The sequence below is a fragment of the Sphingopyxis chilensis genome (assembly GCF_035930445.1).
Classification (GTDB): Bacteria; Pseudomonadota; Alphaproteobacteria; order Sphingomonadales; family Sphingomonadaceae; genus Sphingopyxis; species Sphingopyxis chilensis.
Genome location: NZ_CP142394.1, coordinates 345,889 through 362,559 on the forward strand (window position 1 = coordinate 345,889; position 16,671 = coordinate 362,559).

At 66.8% G+C, this 16,671-nt stretch carries 17 protein-coding genes; 9 read left to right on the forward strand and 8 right to left on the reverse strand.

The annotated features are described in order from the left end of the window. Positions 1 to 85 precede the first annotated feature (85 nt). The 3 genes from VSX79_RS01710 to fsa form a co-directional block, all read right to left on the reverse strand. Complete coding sequence (locus VSX79_RS01710) at positions 86 to 1,588, reverse strand: acetyl-CoA acetyltransferase (RefSeq protein ID WP_407697239.1); 1,503 nt, start codon at positions 1,586 to 1,588, stop codon at positions 86 to 88. A 1-nt stretch (position 1,589) separates the two neighbouring features. Next, entirely contained in the window at positions 1,590 to 2,384 is a 795-nt protein-coding gene (locus tag VSX79_RS01715; RefSeq protein WP_326914234.1) for a crotonase/enoyl-CoA hydratase family protein, read from the reverse strand. 143 nt (positions 2,385 to 2,527) lie between these two features. Then, positions 2,528 to 3,178 (reverse strand): fructose-6-phosphate aldolase, encoded by a 651-nt coding sequence (gene fsa, locus VSX79_RS01720; RefSeq protein ID WP_088440397.1) that lies wholly within the window; start codon positions 3,176 to 3,178, stop codon positions 2,528 to 2,530. 218 nt (positions 3,179 to 3,396) lie between these two features. Here fsa and radA point away from each other — a divergent pair, with 218 nt between their 5' ends. The 4 genes from radA to VSX79_RS01740 are packed head-to-tail and all read left to right on the forward strand — an operon-like array spanning position 3,397 to position 7,634. Further along, positions 3,397 to 4,758: a DNA repair protein RadA gene (radA, locus tag VSX79_RS01725; protein ID WP_179498796.1), complete on the forward strand. Its 1,362-nt coding sequence runs from the start codon at positions 3,397 to 3,399 to the stop codon at positions 4,756 to 4,758. A gap of 10 nt (positions 4,759 to 4,768) precedes the next feature. After that, positions 4,769 to 5,314 (forward strand): CvpA family protein, encoded by a 546-nt coding sequence (locus tag VSX79_RS01730; protein WP_326914235.1) that lies wholly within the window; start codon positions 4,769 to 4,771, stop codon positions 5,312 to 5,314. After that, the gene (locus VSX79_RS01735; protein WP_326914236.1) at positions 5,311 to 5,739 is read left to right on the forward strand and encodes an iron-sulfur cluster assembly scaffold protein; all 429 of its coding nucleotides are present in this window, start codon (positions 5,311 to 5,313) and stop codon (positions 5,737 to 5,739) included. Before VSX79_RS01730 ends, VSX79_RS01735 begins: the two co-directional genes overlap by 4 nt. Further along, the gene (locus tag VSX79_RS01740) at positions 5,736 to 7,634 is read left to right on the forward strand and encodes a cation:proton antiporter domain-containing protein (RefSeq protein WP_326914237.1); all 1,899 of its coding nucleotides are present in this window, start codon (positions 5,736 to 5,738) and stop codon (positions 7,632 to 7,634) included. Before VSX79_RS01735 ends, VSX79_RS01740 begins: the two co-directional genes overlap by 4 nt. Positions 7,635 to 7,650: 16 nt before the next feature. Here the strand turns inward: VSX79_RS01740 and aroB are convergent, their stop codons facing one another. Beyond that, entirely contained in the window at positions 7,651 to 8,757 is a 1,107-nt protein-coding gene (aroB, locus tag VSX79_RS01745; protein WP_179498804.1) for a 3-dehydroquinate synthase, read from the reverse strand. After that, positions 8,745 to 9,323 carry a shikimate kinase gene (locus VSX79_RS01750; RefSeq protein WP_326914238.1) on the reverse strand — a complete coding sequence of 193 codons (579 nt, stop codon included), beginning with the start codon at positions 9,321 to 9,323 and terminating at the stop codon, positions 8,745 to 8,747. The genes aroB and VSX79_RS01750 overlap by 13 nt, the downstream gene beginning before the upstream one ends. A gap of 187 nt (positions 9,324 to 9,510) precedes the next feature. Here VSX79_RS01750 and VSX79_RS01755 point away from each other — a divergent pair, with 187 nt between their 5' ends. The 4 genes from VSX79_RS01755 to VSX79_RS01770 all read left to right on the forward strand — a co-directional run bounded on the left by VSX79_RS01755 (position 9,511) and on the right by VSX79_RS01770 (position 14,822). Further along, positions 9,511 to 11,325 carry a hypothetical protein gene (locus VSX79_RS01755; RefSeq protein ID WP_326914239.1) on the forward strand — a complete coding sequence of 605 codons (1,815 nt, stop codon included), beginning with the start codon at positions 9,511 to 9,513 and terminating at the stop codon, positions 11,323 to 11,325. Positions 11,326 to 11,353: 28 nt separating this feature from the next. Then, positions 11,354 to 12,229, forward strand: coding sequence for a tyrosine recombinase (locus VSX79_RS01760; protein WP_326915206.1), 876 nt, complete (start codon positions 11,354 to 11,356; stop codon positions 12,227 to 12,229). A gap of 9 nt (positions 12,230 to 12,238) precedes the next feature. Next, a complete protein-coding gene (locus tag VSX79_RS01765; protein WP_326914240.1) occupies positions 12,239 to 13,186 on the forward strand; it encodes an acetyl-CoA carboxylase carboxyltransferase subunit alpha in 948 nt (315 codons plus the stop codon). Positions 13,187 to 13,322: 136 nt separating this feature from the next. Then, positions 13,323 to 14,822 carry a M48 family metalloprotease gene (locus tag VSX79_RS01770; protein ID WP_407697240.1) on the forward strand — a complete coding sequence of 500 codons (1,500 nt, stop codon included), beginning with the start codon at positions 13,323 to 13,325 and terminating at the stop codon, positions 14,820 to 14,822. Between the two features lie 87 nt (positions 14,823 to 14,909). On the opposite strand, the gene VSX79_RS01775 is transcribed toward VSX79_RS01770, so the two are convergent. Both VSX79_RS01775 and VSX79_RS01780 read right to left on the reverse strand, forming a co-directional pair. Continuing rightward, complete coding sequence (locus tag VSX79_RS01775; RefSeq protein WP_037554190.1) at positions 14,910 to 15,071, reverse strand: Flp family type IVb pilin; 162 nt, start codon at positions 15,069 to 15,071, stop codon at positions 14,910 to 14,912. A gap of 142 nt (positions 15,072 to 15,213) precedes the next feature. Then, a complete protein-coding gene (locus VSX79_RS01780) occupies positions 15,214 to 15,384 on the reverse strand; it encodes a Flp family type IVb pilin (protein WP_179498823.1) in 171 nt (56 codons plus the stop codon). Positions 15,385 to 15,449: 65 nt separating this feature from the next. Between VSX79_RS01780 and VSX79_RS01785 the strand changes: the two genes are divergently transcribed. After that, positions 15,450 to 15,878 carry a (deoxy)nucleoside triphosphate pyrophosphohydrolase gene (locus tag VSX79_RS01785; protein ID WP_179498825.1) on the forward strand — a complete coding sequence of 143 codons (429 nt, stop codon included), beginning with the start codon at positions 15,450 to 15,452 and terminating at the stop codon, positions 15,876 to 15,878. Here the strand turns inward: VSX79_RS01785 and VSX79_RS01790 are convergent. Beyond that, entirely contained in the window at positions 15,875 to 16,666 is a 792-nt protein-coding gene (locus VSX79_RS01790; RefSeq protein ID WP_257018288.1) for a methyltransferase domain-containing protein, read from the reverse strand. The genes VSX79_RS01785 and VSX79_RS01790 overlap by 4 nt on opposite strands. Positions 16,667 to 16,671 lie beyond the last annotated feature (5 nt).

A 16,671-nucleotide genomic window follows, 5' to 3' on the forward strand; every position in this document is an offset into this window, starting at 1 on the left:
TTGCGAGGAGCGAAGCGACGCGGCAATCCAGAGTAGGCGTAAACCGCCCTGGATTGCTTCGCTACGCTCGCAATGACGAAGGGGATTAGACCGCCCGCCAGCCAAAGCCTTCGTCCAGCGCAACGATCTGCCCGGTCGTGCCGACGGGCTCCCGCGTCCCGTCGGTCAAAAATGCCAGCATCGCCGCATCACTCACATCGACATGCGCGAGCGTGCGCTTGCCGTCGGGCGTGCGCGCCACTACGACGCCGGCCTTCGGCGCTCCGTCGCGGCCATAGAAGACCGTATAGCTTTCGATCATCGCCGGCCCCGCATAATCCTCGACCAGTTCGGGCACCAGCCCGCGCTTCGCTTCGGCTTCGGCCTGATAGTCGAAATCCTGCGGGAAACTTGCGGCCGCAATCGGCTGCTTGCCAAGCACAATGCAATGATTGTCGGTCGCAAAGCCGCCATTGGCGAAGAGGAAGCCATAGCGGCCTTCGTGGCGCAGCTTCTCCACCATCGAGACGATCGCATGGCTCATATAATTGGCGATCGGCCCGCCGCCGAAGGTGAGGCCGCCGAACACGGTGGCGGGACGATCCCACGGCCAGCCGAGGATGCGCCGCGCCATCTTGGGCACGCAGGGGAAGCAGCTGTAAAGTTCGACGAAATCGAAATCGTCGGCGGTCATCGCGTTGAGTTCGAGCGTGCGCGTGATCGAGGTTTCCATGCTGACGCTGCCATCATAGCGGTCGCGATGCAGGATGCTCGCGGGCTCTTTCGCTGCGGCGCCCATGCCGATGTGGATCAAGCGGTCCTCGGCGATGCCGCGGCGCCTAGCCTCGGCGAGGCTGGCGACGATGAAGCCCGCGCCCTGGTTCACCGATGAATTGGCGACCATCAGTTTCGAATAGGGAAAGGCGATAGGGCGGTTGCGTTCGTCGACCTTCAGGATGTCCTCGGGCGAGGCGGGCTTGCGGATCCAAGCGCCGTCGTTCGCGGCGGCGACCTCGGAGAAACGCGACCAGATCTCGGCGCTTTCGAACTGTGCTTCGGCAAGACTTTGGCCCCACGCGGCGCGGGTCGCATTCTCGTAGAGTGGATAGACGTCGACCGGCGCGGCGAGGCCGTGCTTCTGCGCATAATTGGGTTCGCGGCGCGTCGCGACCTTGCGGACCGCGTTATAGCTCTTGTCCTCGCCGCTCGCGGCCTTGGCGGCGCGGCCCGCGGCGGTGCGCAGCGCTTCGCCGCCGACGATCGCCGCGAGTTTGATCTCGCCCGCGCCGATGCGGTTCGCGGCCTCGTTGAGCAGGCGTACGGGCGTGTCGCCATGCGGCGCGGCGGACTGATAGTTGACAGCGGGGGTTGCGCCGATCGCGGCGGCGAGCGGTTCGCAGAGCTTGCCGAGGTGGTGGAAACTGATCTGGTCGACGATCGCGAGGCTGTCGATGTCGGCAAGCGGCACGCCGGCATCGTCCGCCGCGATCTTGAGCGCGGCGACCATCAGCCCGAGCGAGTCGAGTCCCTGATCGGGATCGTCAGGTCGGTCGTTGATTTGTCCGACGCCGATGATGACCGGAATGCGCTCGGGATCGGTCATCGTCATTTTAGCGCGCTTTCCATTGGGGCTTGCGCTTTTCGGCAAAGGCAAGCGGGCCTTCGCGGGCATCCTCGCTGCGCATCAGCACGCCGCGTTCGCGCGTGTTATGCTCCCAATAGGGCGCGTCGGCGGCGATGCGCCCTTCGTCGATACCGAGCGCGACGCGCTTCGAGGCTTGCACCGACAGCGGCGCGTTACCGGCAATCTTTTCGGCGAGCGCGATCGCGGTGGGGAGCAGGTCGGCGAGCGGGACGACATGATTGACCAACCCGAATTCGGCCGCCCGCGCGGCGGGGATCGGATCGCCCGTGAGCATATATTCCATTGCGAGCTTCTTCGGCAGTTGCTGCGCGAGGCGGAAGGCGCCGCCCGCCGCGGCGAACAGCCCCACCTTGACCTCGGGCAGCCCGAATTGCGCATGGTCGGCGGCGACGATGATATCGCTCATCAGCGCGATCTCGCAGCCACCGCCGAAGGCGAAGCCGTTGACCGCGGCGATGATCGGTTTCGAGATCGGGTGCGAAACCATGCCCGCAAAACCCCACGCCTGCTGCGCGGGATCGCCGGGGTAGAGGCTTTCGCCGCGCGACAGCGCGACCAGATCGGCGCCGGCGCAGAAGCTCTTGTCGCCCGCGCCGGTGATGACGATGACGCGGATTTCGGGGTCGTTTTCCGCCTCTTCGAGCGCGGTGCCGATGCCGATGTGGACCGCGGCGTTGACGGCGTTGCGCGCCTCGGGCCGGTTGATCGTGACGATCAGGATGTGGCCGCGCCGTTCGGTGAGGATGGTGGTATCGGTCATTGCGAATCTCTCCCTTTCGGGCGAGTATCGCGGTGAGTTGACGTTTACGTCAACTGTTCATCGTCATTGCGAGCGTAGCGAAGCAATCCAGCGCGCGTAAACCGCCCTGGATTGCTTCGCTACGCTCGCAATGACGAAGCCAGTCAGATCGACTGACCGGTCTTTGCCCAATCGGCGAGGAAGCCTTCGATGCCCTTTTCGGTCAGGATATGCTTGAACAGCCCCTTGATCACCGACGGCGGCGCGGTCATCACGTCGGCGCCGATCTTCGCGGCTTCGAGCACATGGATGCCGTGGCGCACGCTCGCGACGAGAATTTCGGTTTCATAGCCATAATTGTCGTAGATCAGCCGGATGTCTGAGATGAGCTGCATGCCGTCGAAGCCATTGTCGTCGTGACGGCCGACAAAGGGCGAGACGAAGGTCGCGCCGGCCTTGGCAGCAAGCAGCGCCTGCGCTGCCGAGAAGCAGAGCGTGACATTGACCATCGTGCCGTCGCTGGTCAGCGCCTTGCAGGTTTTCAAACCGTCGATCGTCAGCGGCACCTTGATGCAGACATTATCGGCGATCTTGCGGAGGATTTCCGCCTCTTTCATCATCGTTTCATGGTCGAGCGCGACGACCTCGGCCGACACCGGGCCCGTGGTCAGCGCGCAGATTTCGCGGGTCACTTCCTTGAAATCGCGGCCCGACTTGGCGATCAGCGACGGGTTGGTGGTAACGCCGTCGAGCAGGCCGGTCGCGGCGAGTTCCTGGATGTCGGCGATTTCGGCGGTGTCGGCGAAGAATTTCATGGTGCGGGCTTTCTGGTGGGAAGGTGATTCGGTGGTTGCTGATCCCCTAAAGCCCTTTGATTGTCATTGCGACCCCGGCGAAAGCCGGGGGAAGCAATCTCCAGCTGTCCGGCTTGCGCGAGGTCGATGGCTGGAGATTGCCGCGTCGCTTCGCTCCTCGCAATGACGAGGGTGGGAAAGGACTGGCGTTCCATCTTTGTTCCGATTATGCGAACCGCATGGCCAAAGCGAAACGTCAATATGTCTGCCAGAATTGCGGCTCCGCCACCTATCGCTGGCAGGGGCAGTGCGCCGATTGCGGCGAGTGGAACACGCTCGTCGAGGAAGCCGCCGAGACGGTGTTTTCGGCGAAACATGATCTGAGCCGCGGCGGGCGGACGCTGACGCTCGAAACGCTCGATGCCGACAGCAAGATGCCCGAGCGGATGCTGTGCGGGATCGCCGAGTTCGACCGCGCGCTTGGTGGCGGCTTCGTCGCGGGTTCGGCGACCTTGATCGGCGGCGATCCGGGGATCGGCAAGTCGACCTTGCTGCTGCAGGCGGCGGGACGGCTCGCCAAGGCGGGCAAGTCGGTCGTCTATATCAGCGGCGAGGAAGCGGCGGCGCAGGTGCGGCTGCGCGCGCAGCGGCTGGGGCTCGGCAATGCGCCGGTCGCGCTGGCGAGCGCGACGTCGGTGCGCGATATCCTGGCGACGCTCGACGGGCGCGAGGCCGATTTCGTGGTGATCGATTCGATCCAGACGATGCACAGCGACCTGATCGACAGCGCGCCGGGGACGGTGAGCCAGGTCCGCGCGTCGGCGCAGGAACTGATCCGCTATGCCAAGGACAGCGACGCCGCGATCGTGCTCGTCGGCCATGTCACGAAGGACGGGACGATCGCGGGACCGCGCGTGCTCGAACATATGGTCGATACGGTGCTGGCGTTCGAGGGCGAGCGCAGCCACCAATATCGCATCCTTCGCGCGGTCAAGAACCGCTTTGGCGGCACGGACGAGATCGGCGTCTTCGCGATGGGCGAGGAAGGGTTGGGCGAGGTCGCCAATCCGTCGAGCCTGTTCCTGACCGATCGCAGCCGCGACGTGCCCGGGTCGGTGGTGTTCCCGGCGCTCGAGGGCACACGCCCGGTGCTGGTCGAGGTGCAGGCGCTGACGGTGCGGCTCGCGAGCGGCGCGACGCCGCGCCGTGCCGTCGTGGGCTGGGACAGCGGGCGGCTCGCGATGGTGCTCGCGGTGCTGGAGGCGCGTTGCGGGCTGCAGATGGGCGCGGCGGAAGTTTATCTCAACATCGCGGGTGGCTATCGGCTGACCGATCCCGCCGCCGATCTTGCCGTCGCGGCGGCGCTGATCTCGGCGTTCAGCGAGCGGCCGGTGCCCGCCGATGCGATCGTGTTCGGCGAACTGTCGCTGTCGGGCGAGGTGCGGCAGGTTGCGCACGACGGGCTGCGTCTGCGCGAAGCGGCCAAGCTCGGTTTTTCGCGCGGCTGGGGCCCCACGGGAATGAAGGGCGTCGGCGGGATTTCGGTCACGGGTTTCGGACGGCTCGGCGAACTCGTTGACCTGATGCTCGGGCGCGACTAGCGACCGGCAAATGGGAAGTCTGACGGCTCTGGATATCATCGTGCTGACGCTCGTCGGCGGCGGCGCGGTGCTCGGTTTTTCGCGCGGCCTGGTGCAGGAGGTGACCACGCTGCTCGCGTGGGTCCTGGCGATCGCGGCGGTGCGCTTTTTTCACCCGCTCGTCACCGACCTGCTCGCGGGCTGGGTCGGGACCGAGGGCGGCGCGGCGATGCTGGCGTTCGTGCTGCTCTTTGGCGGCGTTTTCGTACTGGCCAAATGGGGATCGCGCGCGATGGGGCAGCGCAGCCGCGCGTCGCTCGTCGGCGGGTTCGACCGTGGGCTCGGCGCGGGCTTCGGCGCGGTGAAGGGCCTGTTGATCGCCTCGATCGCCTTCATGATCGTAACGCTGCTCTATGGTATCGGCTATGGCAATGCGCAGCGCCCCGCGTGGATGACCGAAAGCCGCACCTATCCCGCGCTCAACGCGACGAGTGGCGCGATGAGCAAGGTGATCGCCGAGCGGCGTGCCGAGGCGCGCGAGGCGGAAGCTGAAGCTGCGCAGGACGACGCATCATGAGCGCGCCGCTTTACAATCGCGACATATTGGCGCTCGCGGTCGCGACCGCCGACTATCTGCCGATCGCCGATGCGCAGCACCGCGCGAGCAAGCGCGCACCGCTGTGCGGCAGCGCGATCATCCTCGACCTCGACACCGACGATGCGGGGCGCGTCGCGCGCGTTGGGCTGCACGTCGAAGCCTGTGCGCTGGGGCAGGCGTCGGCGGCGTTGCTCGCGCGCCATGCGCCGGGGCTGGGGCTCGCCGAAATCCGCGCGGCGCGCGACGGCATCGCCGGCTGGTTCGCGGGCGAGGGCGATCGGCCCGACTGGCCGGGATTCGACCTGCTCGCCCCCGCGCGCGACTATCCCGCGCGCCACGGCGCGATCCTGCTGCCCTTCGACGCCGCGATCGCGGCGCTCGAGGATCGGGCGGCAGCGGCATGAACTGGCTCGCCCTCACCGCGGCGACGTCGGAAGCCGCTGAGAAGGTCGCCGAAGCCGCGACCGACACGGCGCTGATCGAAGGCGCGATCCTGCTCGGCGTCGCGACCTTGTTCGTGCTGATCTTCCGCCGGCTCGGCCTCGGCGCGGTACTCGGCTATCTGATCGCGGGCGCGGTCGTCGGGCCGCACGGGCTCGGGCTCGTCGGTGGCGGCGAATCGAAGCTGGCCTTTGCCGAACTCGGCATCGCCTTCCTGCTCTTCCTCGTCGGGCTCGAACTGTCGCCGCGCCGGCTCTGGGACATGCGCCGCGCGATCTTCGGTCTCGGCATGATGCAGGTCGCGGTCACGGGACTTATACTGACCGGCCTCATCTATCTGACCCTCGGCTTCAGCCCGGCCGCCTCGCTCGCGCTCGGCCTGCCGCTCGCGCTGTCCTCGACGGCGCAGGTGCTGCCGGGGCTCAAAAGCTCGGGGCGGATCAATTCGCCCTTCGGCGAAAAGGCCTTTTCGATCCTGCTGTTCCAGGATCTGGCGATCGTCCCGATGATCACCATCGTCGCCGTGCTGTCGCGCGCACCCGCCGATCCCTCGGCGCCGCCGGGGTGGCAGATGGCCTTCTTCACCTTGTGGGCGATCATCGTGCTGGTGCTGGCGGGGCGCTTCATCGTCAATCCGCTGCTTCGCATCGTCGGCCGCTATGGCGAGCGCGAGTTGTTCGTCGTCGTCGGGCTGCTGACCATCCTTGCGAGCGCCGCCTTGATGCACAGCCTGCATCTGTCGACCGCGCTCGGCGCGTTCATCGCAGGCGTGATGCTGGCCGATTCGCCCTATCGGCACGAAATCGAGTCGGACGTCGAGCCTTTCCGTCTGATCCTGCTCGGCCTCTTCTTCCTCGCGGTCGGCATGGTGCTCGACGTCGGCGCGGTGATGGAACGTCCGTTGCTCGTCCTTTCGCTGGCGCTCGGGCTGGTCGCGGTGAAGGTCGTCGTGCTGACGCTGATCGTAAAGGCATTCGGCAAGAGCTGGCAGGCGGCGCTAGGCCTCGGCCTGTTGCTCAGCCAGGGCGGCGAGTTCGGTTTCCTGCTCTTCGCGCAGGCGTCCGACGCGCTGCTCATCGAACCCGAGGCCGCGAGCCTGTTCAGCGCCGTCGTGACGCTGTCGATGGTGACGACGCCGTTCCTTATGCTGTTCGCGCGCAACCTGGAGTTCGCACCCGGAGCCGACGAATCCGATCTCGACGATCCCGAAGGGGCGCCGCGCGGATCGGCGATCGTCGTCGGCTATGGCCGCTTCGGCCAGATCGTGTCGCAGATGCTGCACGGCGTCGCCTGCTCGGTCACGCTGATCGACAAGAAACCGAGCCAGATCGAGCTGTCGAGCCGCTTCGACACCAAGGTTTATTTCGGCGACGGGCTACGCGTCGACCTGCTCCGCCGCGCGGGCGCCGAAGAAGCGCGGCTGATCATCTTCTGTATCGACGATGCCTCGGTCGATGCGGCGGCGCTGAAGCCGATCGTCGAAGCCTTTCCGAACGCGAAGATATTGATGCGCGTGTTCGATCGCCGCCAACTGCTCGCGGTCGACGGCGCGGGGGTCGATACGGTCGTGCGCGAAGTCTTCGAAAGCTCGGTCGCGATGGGGCTGACGGCACTGCGCTATCTCGACGTCGACCCGAGCGAGATGGACGATGTCGAGGCGACGTTGCGCCATCTCGACGAAACGCGGCTCCGGGCGCAACTCGACGAGGGCGACCTGTCGGCGGGGATGGACCATCGCTTCAAGCCGGGGGGCGGGCGCGAAGCCGACAGCGTGCTCGAAAAGTTCCGGCGCAAAAGGCTCGCGGCGAAGATCGCGCGCGAAGAGAATGAGGCGATGGGGCTCACGAGCGAGAGCTAGGGGCCCGCCGACGCTGCTATGCGGCGCGCTGTCCGTCGAGGAACGCCGCCACCGCATCGAGGCCATATTCGTCGGTGACGAAGCTTTGCCCGATGCCGCGCGTCAGGATCAGCGGCAGCTTGCCGCCGCGCACCTTCTTGTCGTGTGCCATATGCGCGGCGAGTTCGCCGCCGCCCGTGTTCACCCCCGCGCTCGCAAGGCTGTGCGGCAGATCGACGCTCGCGAGGTGATCGCGCACGCGGTCGGCATCCTCCGGCGCACACAGGCCGTTCGCGGCCGAGAATTGATGCGCGAGCACCATGCCCGCCGCGACCGCCTCGCCATGGAGCAGTCGGTCCGAATAGCCCGTTTCGGCCTCGAGCGCGTGGCCGAAGCTGTGCCCGAGGTTGAGCAGCGCGCGAATATCCTGCGTCTCGCGCTCGTCGGCGGCGACGATCCGCGCCTTGGCCGAAACGCTGTGGGCAATTGCCTTATGCCGTGCCGCGCTGTCGCCCGCGAGCAAGGCCGCGCCATTCGCTTCGCACCAGGCGAAAAAACCGGCGTCGTCGATCAGCCCATATTTGACGACCTCGGCATAGCCGGCGCCGAGCTCGCGGCGCGGCAGCGTTTCGAGCGTCGTCGGGTCGATCACGACCATCGCGGGCTGATGAAAGGCGCCGATCAGATTCTTACCCGCGGGCACGTTGATCGCGGTCTTGCCGCCGACGCTGCTGTCGACCTGCGCGAGCAGGGTCGTCGGGACCTGGACGAAGTTGCAGCCGCGCTTGACGATGCTGCATGCGAAACCGACAAGGTCGCCGATCACGCCTCCCCCCAGGGCGATGACATGGTCGCCGCGTTCCACGCCTTCGCCGATCAGCCATTCGGTGAGGCGCGCGAGGCCGGCCCAGCTCTTGGTACCCTCGCCGGGGTCGAGCACGAAGGAGGAGAAGGAGATGTTCGCCATCGCCAGCGAAGTGCCGAGCGGGATCAGATAATGGTCGGCGACATGGCTGTCGGTGACGATCATCGTGCGCGGACGCTTCAGTATCGGCGCGACATGTTCGCCGATCTCGCGGATCAGCCCGTCGCCGATCAGGATCGGATAGCTGCGAGCGCCCAGCTCTACCGTCAGCTTTTCCATTGCGGATCTTCCCACTTTGACAGGGCCTCCAGGATCGCGCGCACCGTATGGTCGTGCGGCGTGCTCGCCGAGCTGATGCGCAGATGCGCCTCGGCATAGATGGGATTGCGGACCGCCGCCAGTTCGCGCAGCACCGTGCCGGGGTCGCGGTCTTTCAAAAGCGGGCGGTGGCTGCGGCGTCCGACGCGTTCGACGAGCGTCGGGATGTCGGCGTCGAGCCAGATGCAGAGGCTGTCGCGCAGGATCAGGTCGCGGGTCTCTTCATTGATGAAGGCCCCGCCGCCGGTGGCGAGAACCATTGGTTTTCCGCCGAGCAGGCGCGCGATCACACGGCGCTCGCCGTCGCGGAAATGCGCTTCGCCGAAGCGCGCGAAAATGTCGGAGATCGTCATTCCGGCGGCGCGCTCGATCTCGTCGTCGGCGTCGGCGAAACGCATGCCGAGGCGCTGCGCGAGGCGGCGGCCGACGGTCGACTTTCCCGAGCCCATCAGCCCGACGAGCACGATCGACCGGTCGCGGATCGACGCGGCTATGGCTGGCGAAGGGCTTTTCGGGTTTCGCGACATGGTGCGCGCGGCTATACCGCCCGTTCGGCGCGGAACAATGGTTTTGCGCGATATGGGACGAACGGCGGTCATTGGATATTGCACGCCGGGGCCGGATCGGGAAAAGGCCGCGTTGCGGCGTCATCGCCGATCGGCCCGGAATGATTGAGGTGAATGTGACCGACAAGTTTGCCGAAGGCGCGACGCGATGAAGAAGAAGGCGCTGTCGCTGACGCTGGGCCTGTCGGCCACCGCGCTCGCGGCCATATTGGTGCTGCCCGTGATCGCGCAGGAATCGCTGCTGCCCGAAGGGTTCGGCAACCCCGCCGACACGCCCACCCCGAAATCGTCGCCGACGCCGTCCCCGTCGCCCACAGCGACGCCCGCGCCCGGTTCGGCGCCGGCCAACGGTGTTGCGCCGCCAACCGTTGCCCCGACGCTCGATAGCGCCACCATCGGCGCAGCGGACGAAGAGGGCGAGCAAGCGGAAGATGTCGAATCGGGCGGGCTGAAATATGACCTGCCGCCGGGAGCGCGCCGCCTGCTCACGCGCATCGGGCCGCTCACGCCGGAAACCGGGGGGCTCGCCCCCGACGCCTTCGGCATTCGCGGCCAATATGCCGCGGCGATCATGCGCAAGACGAACGGCCAGTTCGCGTCGCGCTGGGGCCAGATTTTGCTCCGCCGCGCGCTCGCGTCCGCGATCGACACGCCGGATACCATCAACGGCGCCGACCTGGCGGCCGAGCGCGCGTCGCTGCTGCTGCGCATGGGCGAATCGATCACCGCACGCCGGATCGTCCAGTCGGTCGACTATGACCGCGCGAGCCCTCGCCTCGTCGCCGCGGCGCAGCAGGTCTATCTCGCCAACGCCGATCCGGCGGGGATGTGCCCCTATGTGCCCGCAGGGCTTGCGCATGGCGACGAGCAGGCGTGGCGCCTTGCGTCGGCGATCTGCTCGGGCCTGTCGGGTGAGGCCGGGCCGGCGGGCTGGGCGATCAGCCGCGTGCGGTCGAGCGGCAGGATCTCGAACTTCGACATATTGCTCGCCGAACGCGTGCTCGGTGCGACCGGCGCCGGACGACGTTCGACGACGATCGAATGGGACAATATCGACCGGATGACGAGCTGGCGTTTCGGCATGTCGACCGCGACCGCGATCGAGGTTCCCGAAGCGCTGCGGACGTCGGCGCCCTATTATATGAAGGGCTGGACGGTGCTCGCGCCGATGACCGACATGCCGGACCGTATCGCCGCGGCGCCCGAAGCTGCGGCGCGCGGCGTGCTGTCGAGCGACGCCTATGTGTCGCTGCTGAGCGCGGCGGCCAGCGAGGAAGAGCCCGCCGAAGCGCTCGCGGCGCAGACCGACCAGCTTCGCGGAGCCTTTCGCCTCCCGACCGGCGCCGAGCGTTATGCGGCGATGGAGCAGCTTTGGGGCGCGGGCGGCAATACGGCACAAGGCTATGCCGCGATGGTCGCGACCGCGCGCGCGGCGGCCGCCCTTTCGCCCGGCACCGATACCGGCGGCGATCCGTGGCGGCTTTTGGGATCGATGCTCGCGGGCGGCTATGACGCGAATGCGCTTGCCTGGGTTCCGGCCGTATCGGTCGGCAGCCGGGCGTGGGGCGTGCTCGCGGTCGGATCGCCGCGCGCGCTTACCGGCATGAGCGCGAGCGCGGTCGAGGGATTTTCGGACGATGACGACAGCGCGAACACGCTGCGCTCGAAATTCCTGCTCGCGGGGCTTGCCGGTCTCGGGCGGCTCGATGCGAATGCCGCAGCGTCGGCGGCGGGCGATCTGGATGTCGATCTGGGCAAGCAGACGCGCTGGTCGCGGGCGATCATGACGGCGGCCGAGCGGCGCGAACCGGGCATGGTGGCGCTGCTCGCGGCCGCGGGAATGCAGGGCGAATGGTCGAAAGTGCCGCCTTATCATCTCTATTATATCGTCCGCGCCCTTCGTGAAGTCGGCCTGTCGTCGGAAGCGCGGATGATCGCCGCCGAAGCGCTGGTGCGTGTCTGACGGCGCTCTCATCGAGCGCTTTCTCGAAATGATGGCGGCCGAGCGTGGGGCCGCGCGCAACACGCTTGCCGCCTATCGCCGCGACCTCGAACAGGCGGCGGAGTGGGTCAAAGGTCCGCTCGGCGACGCCGATGTGCCGGCTTTGCGCAAATTGATGGCCGATTATCAATCGCTTGCGGCGAGCAGCGCGGCGCGCAAATTGTCGGCGTTAAGGCAGTTCTTCGCGTTCCTGCTCGACGAGGGCGAGCGGGCGGACAATCCGGCCCTCGACATCGCGCGCCCTGCGACGCGCCGGCCGCTGCCGCGGATCCTGACGCATTCGGACGTCGAACGATTGTTCGAACAGGCGGGTGAGGAAGCCGGGGGCGAAGCGCCGCCTGCCAACGCCGTGCGAATGCTGCTGCTGCTCGAATTGCTTTATGGTTCGGGCCTGCGTGCGAGCGAACTCGTGTCGCTGCCGCGCCGCGCCGTTGCCGGCGAGCGCGAATATCTGATCGTCCGCGGCAAGGGCGGCAAGGAGCGGCTGGTGCCCCTGTCCGAGCGCGCGCGCGAGGCATTCGATCGCTGGCTGCCCTTGCTGACCGACGGATCGCCCTGGCTCTTTCCGTCGGGCAAGGCGCATGTCTCGCGCGTGCGGCTGTTCCAGATGCTGCGCGAACTGGCGGCGCGCGCCGGGATCGACCCGGCGGTGATCAGTCCGCATGTGCTGCGCCACGCCTTTGCGACGCATCTGCTCGAGGGCGGTGCCGATCTGCGCGCGCTGCAATTGATGCTCGGCCACGCCGATATCGCGACGACAGAGATTTACACGCATGTCGATAGCCGCCGCCTGGTCGAACTGGTCAACAAACGGCATCCGCTTGCCCGCATGGATGGCGTTGACCTTGCGGAGCCTTCGTCCTAGCGACTCCGCATGACAGCCTTTCTGGACTTCGAAAAACAGGTCGCCGCGCTCGATCGGCAGATTGCCGAACTGCGCGAAATGGGTGACGATCCGTCGCTCAACATGGACAATGACATCGCGCGGCTGGAGGACAAGTCCTCGAAACTGTTGCGCGAACTCTATGCCAAGCTGACGCCGTGGCAAAAGACGCAGGTCGCGCGCCACCCCGACCGCCCGCACTTCAAACATTATGTCGCGGGTCTGTTCGACGACTGGATGCCGCTTGCGGGCGACCGCAATTTCGGCGACGATCAGGCGATCCTCGGGGGTCTCGCGCGCTTCCGCGGGCGCCGGGTGATGGTGATCGGACATGAAAAGGGCGACGATATCCCGTCGCGCATGAAACATAATTTCGGCATGGCGAAGCCCGAGGGCTATCGCAAGGCGATCCGCCTGATGCAGCTCGCCGACCGCTTCGGACTGCCGGTGGTGACGCTCGTCGACACGTCGGGCGCCTTTCCCGGTATTCAGGCGGAGGAGCGCGGACAGGCCGAAGCGATCGCCCGGTCGACCGAGCAATGCCTCGCGCTGGGCGTGCCGATGGTCGCGGCGGTCGTCGGCGAAGGCGGATCGGGCGGCGCCATCGCGCTGGCCGCGGCGAACCGCGTGCTGATGTTCGAACATGCGGTCTATTCGGTGATCTCGCCCGAAGGCTGCGCCTCGATCCTGTGGCGCACGTCGGACAAGGCGGCGGACGCCGCCGCAGCGATGAAGATGTCGGCGCAGGACCTGCTCGGCCTGAAGGTCATCGACCGGATCGTTCCCGAACCCGTCGGCGGCGCGCACCGTGCGCCCGAAGTCGCGATCGCGTCGCTGGGCGATGCGATCGAACAGGAACTGGGGGCGCTGGCGGGACTGCCGCGCGACACGCTGCTGGCCGCGCGCGAGGAAAAATTCCTCGCCATGGGGCGCGCTTAGCGGGGTCTTCGCCGGAACCCGATCGCGGGTCGTGGCGTTCCATTTTCGGAAATAGACGAGCCGCGGACGATGGCGCGGCTTGCCTTGCCGCGTGGCGGAGATATCGCTCGGCAAGACACAAACGGGAGGCATTTCGATGAGCTGGAAGACGGGAAGGACACTGGCGGCAGCACTCGTGATGGGCGGGGTCGCGCTGACCGGCGCGGCCGATGCGCAGCTGAGGGCGATCCAGACGCAGACCAACATCTCGCCCGCCGAGCGCAAGCAGGGCGACGAGGCGCATCCGCAATTGCTCCAGGAATTCGGCGGCGCATACAGTGGGCCGCAGGCCGCCTATGTGAACCGCGTCGGACAAAATATTGCGGTGCAATCGGGCCTGTCGCGGTCGCCCAGCGACTTCACGGTCACGCTGCTCAATTCGCCGGTAAACAACGCCTTCGCGATCCCCGGCGGCTATATCTATGTCACCCGCCAGTTGATGGCGCTGATGAACGACGAAGCCGAGCTTGCGGGCGTGCTCGGGCACGAGGTCGGGCATGTCGCGGCGCAGCACAGCAAGAAACGCCAGTCGGCGGCGACCCGCAATACCATCCTCGGCGTGCTCGGCGCGGTACTCGGCGGTGCGATCGGCGACAATGGCGGCCTGCTCGGCGGGCTGGGCGGACTGCTCCAGAATAACGCGATGAAGGTCGCGCAGCTCGCGACGCTCGGCTTTTCGCGCAGCCAGGAATTGCAGGCCGACCAACTGGGGGTCCAATATCTGCACAGCGCGGGATATGACCCGCTCGCGCTGTCGACGATGCTCGCGAGCCTTGCGAACCAGACGAACCTCGACGCGCGCCTGTCGGGCGGCGATGCGCGCTCGCTCCCCGAATGGGCGAGCACCCACCCCGACCCGGCCTCGCGCGTCCGCAACGCACAGACGTTGGCGAGCCGCGTCGGCGGCCGTGGCGGCAATCGCAACGCTGACGCATTTCTCGCGTCGGTTGATGGCGTCCTCTATGGCGACGATCCGGCACAGGGCGTCGTCGAGGGCCGCGATTTCCTGCATCCCGACCTCCGGCTGCGTTTCACGGTGCCGAACGGTTACGGGATGCAGAATGGCACCGACGCGGTGTCGATCAGCGGCAACGGCGGGCAGGCGCAATTTTCGACCGGGCCGTATAATGGCGACATGAACGCCTATATTGCTGCGGGTTTCCGCGCGGTTGCGGGCGATACATCAGTCAGCCCGGGCACGATCCAGCGGACGACCGTGAACGGCATTCCGGCCTCCTGGTCGACGGCGCGTGTCAACAGCCAGTCGGGGCAGGTCGACGTCACCGTCTTCGCCTATGAATTTTCGCGGAGCAGTGCGTTCCACTTCGTCACACTGACGCAGGCGGGCCGCGGCAGCGTGTTCAATTCGATGTTCAGTAGCGTGCGGCGGCTGAGCACGGCCGAGGCGGCGGCGATCCGGCCACGGCGCGTCGATGTCGTCACCGTCGGACGCGGCGACACCGTCGCCAGCCTCTCCCGGCGGATGGCGTTCAGCAAATATCAGACCGAACGCTTTCAGGTGCTCAACCGCCTGACCGCGTCGAGCCGGCTGACGCCGGGGCAGAAGGTGAAGATCGTGGTCTACGCGAACCGGTAACGCCGGTCGCCTACGAAAAAGGGCGGTGGGATAACCCACCGCCCTTTCCGATTTTGTCGCGCGCTGAAAGCCCGCGAACCAACGCGATTAGTCGAGGTTCGACGCAACCGAGTTGAAGGTGTTGCTGACGCTGTTGCCGACGAGGCCCATGGCCGAGATGCCAGCGACGGCGATGAGGGCCGCGATCAGGCCATATTCGATGGCGGTGGCGGCTTTGGTGTCGCGGACGAACTTCTTGATGAACTTCATGACTGGTCTCCTGATTTCACTTACCCTGTTGACGGTCTGGTCTGGGTCAACATCTGCGGTTTAGGGCGAATAGGTTTTGAAAATCTTAATGGCATCTGGCGAAAGGCGCGGAATATCGGCCCGAAACGACACAGTAGCGGGGCTACATGTTCGTGTCGGCGGCCGTCGAAACCTTGCCCCACATATTGCCGGTAGAATTGGCGACATTGCTGACCGCAACGACAGCCGCCAGAAAGATAAGGGCCAGGATCAGCCCATATTCGACGGCTGTGGCGGCCCTGGTCGACCGCATCAGCCTGTAAAAGTTTCGCATTGTTCCACCCCTGACTGAAATATAGTTCCCGAGGGGTCCAACATTCGCACAGGAAGGTTAACAATTTGTCGGCGCTTACTCCCGGAAAACCGCCAAAAACATCGCTGGTCGTCGTCGCCGCGGCGCTGATCGACCGCGACGGGCGGCTGCTCGTCCAGCAGCGCCCCGAAGGTCTGGCGATGGCGGGCCTGTGGGAATTTCCGGGCGGCAAGCTCGAGCCCGGCGAGACGCCCGAGCAGGCATTGATCCGCGAACTGGCCGAGGAGCTCGCGATCGATGTCGATCATGCCTGCCTTGCCCCAGCCTGCTTCGCGAGCGACATGCTGGGCGACAGGCATCTGCTGCTGCTACTTTACGTTTGCCGAAAATGGCGCGGAACACCGGTCGCGCAGCACGCGAGCGCGCTCCGCTGGGTGCGCCCGGTCGAACTGCACGGGCTCGCCATGCCGCCCGCCGACAAGCCGCTGATCGGCTTGCTCGAGGCGCTGATCTAGTCCTTCGGTTTCAGCGCGTCGGCGAGCGAGGCGGTGCCGCTGCCGCGCCGCGCCGGCTGCGGCTGATCGGGATGCGGCGCCCAGCCGCTGAAATGGACGATCCGGAAGGTTTCGCCGATGCGGCCGTCGGGGTCGGCTTGCGCGGCGAATGCCGCGGCGATCCGCGCCGCCTCCTCGCGGGTCAGCGGGGGCGGTGCGGGGTCGAGGCGGCTCGACAGGCCGGTGGCGCGCAGGTCGCGCGCGAGCGCGAACCAGTCGCCATAGCGCACGGTCAGCGCCTCGACATCGACGACGGGAAGCGCGAAGCCGACGCGCTGGAGCAGATTGCCCATCGCGGCAAGGTCGATCTGTGGATGCAGCCGCGCGATCGATCGGACGCCTTCGGTCATCACCGCGCGGCGCAGTCGCGGCAAGCTGCCGTCGCCGACAAAGGCCCCCAGCAACAGCCCGTCGGGCGCGAGCAGCGCGCGGAGGCGCAAAAGTGCGCCCGGCACGTCGTTGACGCTGTCGAGGCCGCCCGGCCAGAGGATCAGATCGAAGCTGCCGAAGGGCAGGTCGACCGCGTCGGCCTCGACCGCGATCGCCGCGGTCCGGCCCGCGAGCCGCGGAGCCGCCTCGATGATCGTGAGATCGGTGCCGGTGGCGCGGAGATAGTCGATCAGCGCAGCATCGTGCGCGCCGACGAGCAGGGTCCGCGGGAATTCGCGCGTCACCATCGTCAGGCGGTCGAGCAATGTTTCGGCGATGATCGGCGCGAGGAAATTGGCCGCCCCAGGCAGGCGGGCCATACGGT

Excerpts from the sequence above, each read along its gene's own strand:
- VSX79_RS01710 (WP_407697239.1), bottom strand. The coding sequence starts at position 1,588 with ATGACGATGACCGATCCCGAGCGCATTCCGGTCATCATCGGCGTCGGA.
- VSX79_RS01715 (WP_326914234.1), bottom strand. The coding sequence starts at position 2,384 with ATGACCGATACCACCATCCTCACCGAACGGCGCGGCCACATCCTGATC.
- fsa (WP_088440397.1), bottom strand. The coding sequence starts at position 3,178 with ATGAAATTCTTCGCCGACACCGCCGAAATCGCCGACATCCAGGAACTC.
- radA (WP_179498796.1), top strand. The coding sequence starts at position 3,397 with ATGGCCAAAGCGAAACGTCAATATGTCTGCCAGAATTGCGGCTCCGCC.
- VSX79_RS01730 (WP_326914235.1), top strand. The coding sequence starts at position 4,769 with ATGGGAAGTCTGACGGCTCTGGATATCATCGTGCTGACGCTCGTCGGC.
- VSX79_RS01735 (WP_326914236.1), top strand. The coding sequence starts at position 5,311 with ATGAGCGCGCCGCTTTACAATCGCGACATATTGGCGCTCGCGGTCGCG.
- VSX79_RS01740 (WP_326914237.1), top strand. The coding sequence starts at position 5,736 with ATGAACTGGCTCGCCCTCACCGCGGCGACGTCGGAAGCCGCTGAGAAG.
- aroB (WP_179498804.1), bottom strand. The coding sequence starts at position 8,757 with ATGGAAAAGCTGACGGTAGAGCTGGGCGCTCGCAGCTATCCGATCCTG.
- VSX79_RS01750 (WP_326914238.1), bottom strand. The coding sequence starts at position 9,323 with ATGTCGCGAAACCCGAAAAGCCCTTCGCCAGCCATAGCCGCGTCGATC.
- VSX79_RS01755 (WP_326914239.1), top strand. The coding sequence starts at position 9,511 with ATGAAGAAGAAGGCGCTGTCGCTGACGCTGGGCCTGTCGGCCACCGCG.
- VSX79_RS01760 (WP_326915206.1), top strand. The coding sequence starts at position 11,354 with ATGATGGCGGCCGAGCGTGGGGCCGCGCGCAACACGCTTGCCGCCTAT.
- VSX79_RS01765 (WP_326914240.1), top strand. The coding sequence starts at position 12,239 with ATGACAGCCTTTCTGGACTTCGAAAAACAGGTCGCCGCGCTCGATCGG.
- VSX79_RS01770 (WP_407697240.1), top strand. The coding sequence starts at position 13,323 with ATGAGCTGGAAGACGGGAAGGACACTGGCGGCAGCACTCGTGATGGGC.
- VSX79_RS01775 (WP_037554190.1), bottom strand. The coding sequence starts at position 15,071 with ATGAAGTTCATCAAGAAGTTCGTCCGCGACACCAAAGCCGCCACCGCC.
- VSX79_RS01780 (WP_179498823.1), bottom strand. The coding sequence starts at position 15,384 with ATGCGAAACTTTTACAGGCTGATGCGGTCGACCAGGGCCGCCACAGCC.
- VSX79_RS01790 (WP_257018288.1), bottom strand. The coding sequence starts at position 16,666 with ATGGCCCGCCTGCCTGGGGCGGCCAATTTCCTCGCGCCGATCATCGCC.